The sequence below is a fragment of the Streptomyces sp. NPDC056948 genome, assembly GCF_042674225.1.
Classification (GTDB): Bacteria; Actinomycetota; Actinomycetes; order Streptomycetales; family Streptomycetaceae; genus Streptomyces; species Streptomyces purpurascens.
This window is the reverse complement of record NZ_JBHUQX010000552.1, coordinates 1-4,947: the sequence shown is the minus strand read 5'-3', so window position 1 is coordinate 4,947 and position 4,947 is coordinate 1. Positions and strand designations below refer to the sequence as shown.

The following is a 4,947-nucleotide window of genomic DNA, read 5'->3' as shown; positions in this document are numbered from 1 at the left end:
ACCCGGGGACCCTCACAGCCCTGGCAGGAGCGACTCGTTGCGGCGCGTCAGCGCTCGACCTCACCCTTGATGAACTTCTCCACGTTCACGCGGGCCTCGTCGTCGAAGTACTGCACGGGCGGGGACTTCATGAAGTAGCTCGACGCGGAGAGCACGGGACCGCCGACGCCGCGGTCCTTGGCGATCTTCGCGGCGCGCACGGCGTCGATGATGACGCCGGCGGAGTTCGGGGAGTCCCAGACCTCCAGCTTGTACTCCAGGTTCAGCGGGACGTCACCGAAGGCGCGGCCCTCGAGACGGACATAGGCCCACTTGCGGTCGTCCAGCCAGGCGACGTAGTCGGACGGGCCGATGTGGACGTTGCCCTCACCCAGTTCGCGGTCGCGGATCTGGGAGGTGACGGCCTGCGTCTTGGAGATCTTCTTCGACTCGAGGCGGTCGCGCTCGAGCATGTTCTTGAAGTCCATGTTGCCGCCGACGTTGAGCTGCATCGTGCGGTCCAGGACGACGCCCCGGTCCTCGAACAGCTTCGCCATGACGCGGTGCGTGATGGTGGCGCCGACCTGGGACTTGATGTCGTCGCCGACGATCGGGACGCCCGCCTCGGTGAACTTGTCCGCCCACTCCTTGGTACCGGCGATGAAGACCGGAAGGGCGTTGACGAAGGCGACCTTGGCGTCGATGGCGCACTGGGCGTAGAACTTCGCCGCGTCCTCGGAGCCGACGGGCAGGTAGCAGACGAGGACGTCGATCTGCTTGTCCTTGAGGATCTGGACGACGTCGACCGGCTCCTCGGCGGACTCCTCGATCGTCTCCCGGTAGTACCGGCCGAGGCCGTCGAGGGTGTGGCCGCGCTGGACCGTCACGCCGGTGCTGGGCACGTCGCAGATCTTGATGGTGTTGTTCTCGGAGGCGCCGATGGCGTCCGCGAGGTCGAGACCGACCTTCTTGGCGTCCACGTCGAACGCGGCGACGAACTCGACGTCGCGGACGTGGTACTCGCCGAACTGGACGTGCATCAGGCCCGGCACCTTGGACGCCGGGTCGGCGTCCTTGTAGTACTCGACTCCCTGTACCAGCGATGCGGCGCAGTTGCCCACGCCGACGATGGCTACGCGAACCGAACCCATTCCGGTTGCTCCCTGTGTGTATGAGTGAGGCCCTTCAAGGGGGCTCTCACGTGGCGGTGTCGTCGGGCGTATCCGGCCGGGGGTCGTCCCCCGGCCGGGGCAGGCCGCCCGACGCTCCAGATGTGGTGTCACGCGAAGCGGGCTCCCCGGAGGAGGAACCGTTGAGGTCCCGCCCCGCCCGCTCGCTCTCGATGAGCTCGTTCAGCCAGCGCACCTCGCGCTCCACGGACTCCATCCCGTGGCGCTGAAGCTCAAGCGTGTAATCGTCGAGGCGTTCCCGGGTCCGGGCCAGGGAGACGCGCATCTTCTCGAGGCGCTCCTCCAGCCGGCTGCGGCGGCCTTCCAGCACGCGCATGCGTACATCGCGTGAGGTTTGCCCGAAGAAAGCGAAACGGGCGGCGAAGTGCTCGTCCTCGTACGCGTCGGGCCCGGTCTGCGAGAGCAACTGTTCGAAGTGCTCCTTGCCCTCCGCCGTCAACCGGTAGACGATCTTGGCGCGCCGCCCCGTGAGGGGGGCTGCGAGGGCGTCCTCGGTGGTGTTCCCCGGCTCCTCGATCAACCAGCCGTTGGCGACCAGCGTCTTGAGGCAGGGGTACAGCGTCCCGTAGCTGAACGCACGGAACACACCCAGTGATGTGTTGAGTCGTTTGCGCAGCTCATAGCCGTGCATCGGAGATTCGCGGAGCAGGCCGAGTACGGCGAACTCGAGGATCCCGGAACGCCGGCTCATCGTCGCCTCCTCTCTCCCGCGGTACCGATGTCTCGGTCCGATGTGTCGAGCTGATGTATCGACTCGATACATCACGACGATAGAACGGCCTTGCGGATGCGACAAGAGGGGGTGTGGTGAACGGGGTCACATCACCGATTCGTCCGACGTGAGTTGCCTGATTTGAGGTGAACTTCGGTCATCGGCAGGTTTTGACGGTGCGTAGTCTGTGCGCCATGCACATCACCGGGAACCGTGGGACGCCTGAGCGCGTCCTCGTCTTCGGTGTAGTACGGGTGCACGCGGGACCGATGAATGCGGAGCCGACCGCATCCGTACTTCGGGGGGACCGGAAACTAGCTGCCGTTTCCAGGCGCGCAGGGGTGCGCCTGCCCGAGGAGTAGTCGTTCGATGAGCGAGCACCGTCGCAAACCGCCGCAGCCGCAGGGAGGCGGACGTGCCGAGATCCGACGCGGCCAGTCCGCCTCGTCCTCCGGCCGCCGCGCGGCACCGCGAGGCGCCACCGGGTCTCCGTCCGACTCCTATGGGTCGGACTCCTACGACTCGGGGGGTGAGGAGCGCCAGTACGGCGGCCGTGCAGAGGCCCGGCGTGCGGCGCAGAGAAGTGGAGGCGGCCGCCGCAGAGCGGCCGAACCGACACGAGGCGGCCGGCGCGCCGCTCCCGGCGGGCCGACCGGGCCCGGCCGGGGCAGAGGGCGCCCGGCCATGTACGACAAGAAGCGGCTGATCGACTATCCGCGGGCCGGCAAGTACGGCTGGCAGCGCTGGGTGCCGTCCTGGAGGCTCGTCTCCGGACTGTGCATCGGCTTCTTCGGGAGCCTGGTGGCCGTGGCGGGCATCGGGTACGCCATGGTGGGCGTCCCCAATGAGGAGAATGCCGCCGCCCTGTCGCAGAACAACGTCTACTACTGGTCCAACGGCAAGCAGATGATCGCGACCGGAAGTGGCCAGAACCGGCAGAACGTCACGATCGACCGGATCCCCGAGGAAATGCAGCAGGCGGTGATCTCGGCCGAGAACAAGAGCTTCTACCAGGACTCGGGCGTCGACCCCATGGGCATCGCCCGGGCGCTGGCGAACATGGCCCGGGGCGGCGACACGCAGGGTGGTTCGACGATCACCCAGCAGTTCGTCAAGAACACCTACCTGAGCCAGGACCAGACGGTCACCCGTAAGTTCAAGGAAATGTTCATCTCGATCAAGGTGGGCACGAAGCTCTCCAAGGACGAGATCCTCCAGGGGTACCTCAACACCTCGTACTACGGCCGCGGCGCCTACGGCATCCAGGCCGCCGCCCAGACCTACTACGGCAAGGACGCGGTCGACCTCGAGCCGAGCGAGTGCGCCTTCCTCGCCGCCCTGCTCAAGGGTCCGACGTACTACGACCCCGCAGGTAACGACGGCCTCGATCCGTCGGCGACCGCCAAGGCCAACGAGAAGCGTTCCAAGGAGCGCTGGGGCTGGATCCTCCAGCAGATGCACAACGACAAGAAGCTCTCGGACGCCGCTTACCAGAAGGCGATCAGCACGTACCCCATGCCCGATGAGCGCAAGGCGGCCAAGGGCATGAGCGGCCAGATCGGCTACCTGGCGGACACGGCCAAGAAGTACGTCCTGAACCACTCCAACATCACGGAGAAGCAGTTCGATCAGGGCGGGTACCAGATCAAGACGACCTTCGAGAAGTCCAAGGTCGAGGCGTTGACCAAGGCCGTCAAGAAGGTCGAGAAGGAAAAGCTCGACCCGGACAAGCGTGAGCTGGACAAGCACGTCCAGTTCGGCGCGGCGTCGGTGAAGCCCAAGGACGGCGCGATCGTCGCGCTCTACGGTGGCGCGGGCTACGAGAACGGGCACTTCAACAACAACGCGGACACCTCGGGTGTCCCCGTCGGTTCGACGTGGAAGCCGTTCGTGCTCGCCGCCGCCATGGAGCACGGCACCTACCGGAGCGACGGTCCTCTCTCGCCGCTCAGCAAGTACAACGGCAACGACCATCTCAAGGTCAGGAACAACGACGGCTCCTACGTCATGAAGAAGGACAACACTCCCTTCTTCCAGGAGAACGAGAGTGATCGCCCGTGGGGTTACATCTCCCTGCGCAAGGCGATGGAGCAGTCCGTCAACACCCCGTTCGTGCAGCTCGGCATGGACGTGGGGATGAAGAACGTGGCCGACCTGGCCGAGAAGGCCGGCATCCTGGACAGCAGTTTCGCCGGCCTCAACGCCTCGTTCGCGCTCGGTACGTCGACTCCCAGCGCGATCCGCATGGCCGACTCCTACGCGACGTTCGCTGCCGCCGGTAAGCAGGCCGCCCCGTACTCGGTGACGAGCGTCAAGTCCAACGGGCAGGAGGTTCCCGGCTTCGAGAAGCCGAGGATCACGCAGGCGATGCCCGAGAACGTGGCGAACAACGTCACGAACGTTCTGGAGAATGTCATCCAGAACGGTACGGGTAAGAACGCGCTGTCCCTGGGCCGTAAGGCGGCCGGCAAGACCGGTACCACGGACGAGAACAAGTCGGCCTGGTTCGTCGGCTACACCCAGCAGCTCTCGACCTCGGTCGCGATGTTCCGTGAGGACCCCAAGAGCGCCAAGCTGCTCTCCATGAACGGCACGGCGGGTGAGGTGTCCATTCACGGTGGTGACGTCCCCACGCTGGTGTGGACCGAGTACATGAAGGCCGCCCTGAAGGGCCAGACCGACCTCGGCTTCCCGGACCCCGAGAAGATCGGCGGCATCCAGGACGCGGTGGGCGCTCCGACGCCGACGCCGACTCCCACTGTGGAGCCCAGCGAGACCGCGACCGAGTCCCCGAGCGCCACGCCCAGCGTGACGCCCTCGCTTCCGTCGCCCTCGCCCACCGACACCTGCGGGTTCTTCGGCTGCGAGGAAGACGGTGGTACGGAGAACGGCGGAACGGGCGGAGAACCGAGCACGTCGCCCTCGCCAACGGATACGAGCGAGAACGGCGGCAACAGTAGAGGAAACGGCAACGGAGGCATCTTCGGAGGCCCCACCGGCTAGCCGACCGATCGCCCGGCTTGGGTGTTTCACGTGAAACGCGAAGCCGTTTCACGTGAAACATGG

General features: G+C 66.0%; 3 protein-coding genes. 1 reads left to right on the top strand and 2 read right to left on the bottom strand.

Going from position 1 to position 4,947, the window contains the following annotated elements:
• Positions 1 to 47: 47 nt before the first annotated feature.
• Positions 48 to 1,130: an inositol-3-phosphate synthase gene (locus ACFTZL_RS40845; protein WP_382594419.1), complete on the bottom strand. Its 1,083-nt coding sequence runs from the start codon at positions 1,128 to 1,130 to the stop codon at positions 48 to 50.
• Positions 1,131 to 1,176: 46 nt separating this feature from the next.
• Complete coding sequence (locus ACFTZL_RS40840) at positions 1,177 to 1,860, bottom strand: PadR family transcriptional regulator (RefSeq protein WP_184593854.1); 684 nt, start codon at positions 1,858 to 1,860, stop codon at positions 1,177 to 1,179.
• 390 nt (positions 1,861 to 2,250) lie between these two features.
• Between ACFTZL_RS40840 and ACFTZL_RS40835 the strand changes: the two genes are divergently transcribed.
• Entirely contained in the window at positions 2,251 to 4,884 is a 2,634-nt protein-coding gene (locus tag ACFTZL_RS40835) for a transglycosylase domain-containing protein (RefSeq protein WP_382594416.1), read from the top strand.
• The last annotated feature ends 63 nt before the right edge of the window (positions 4,885 to 4,947 follow it).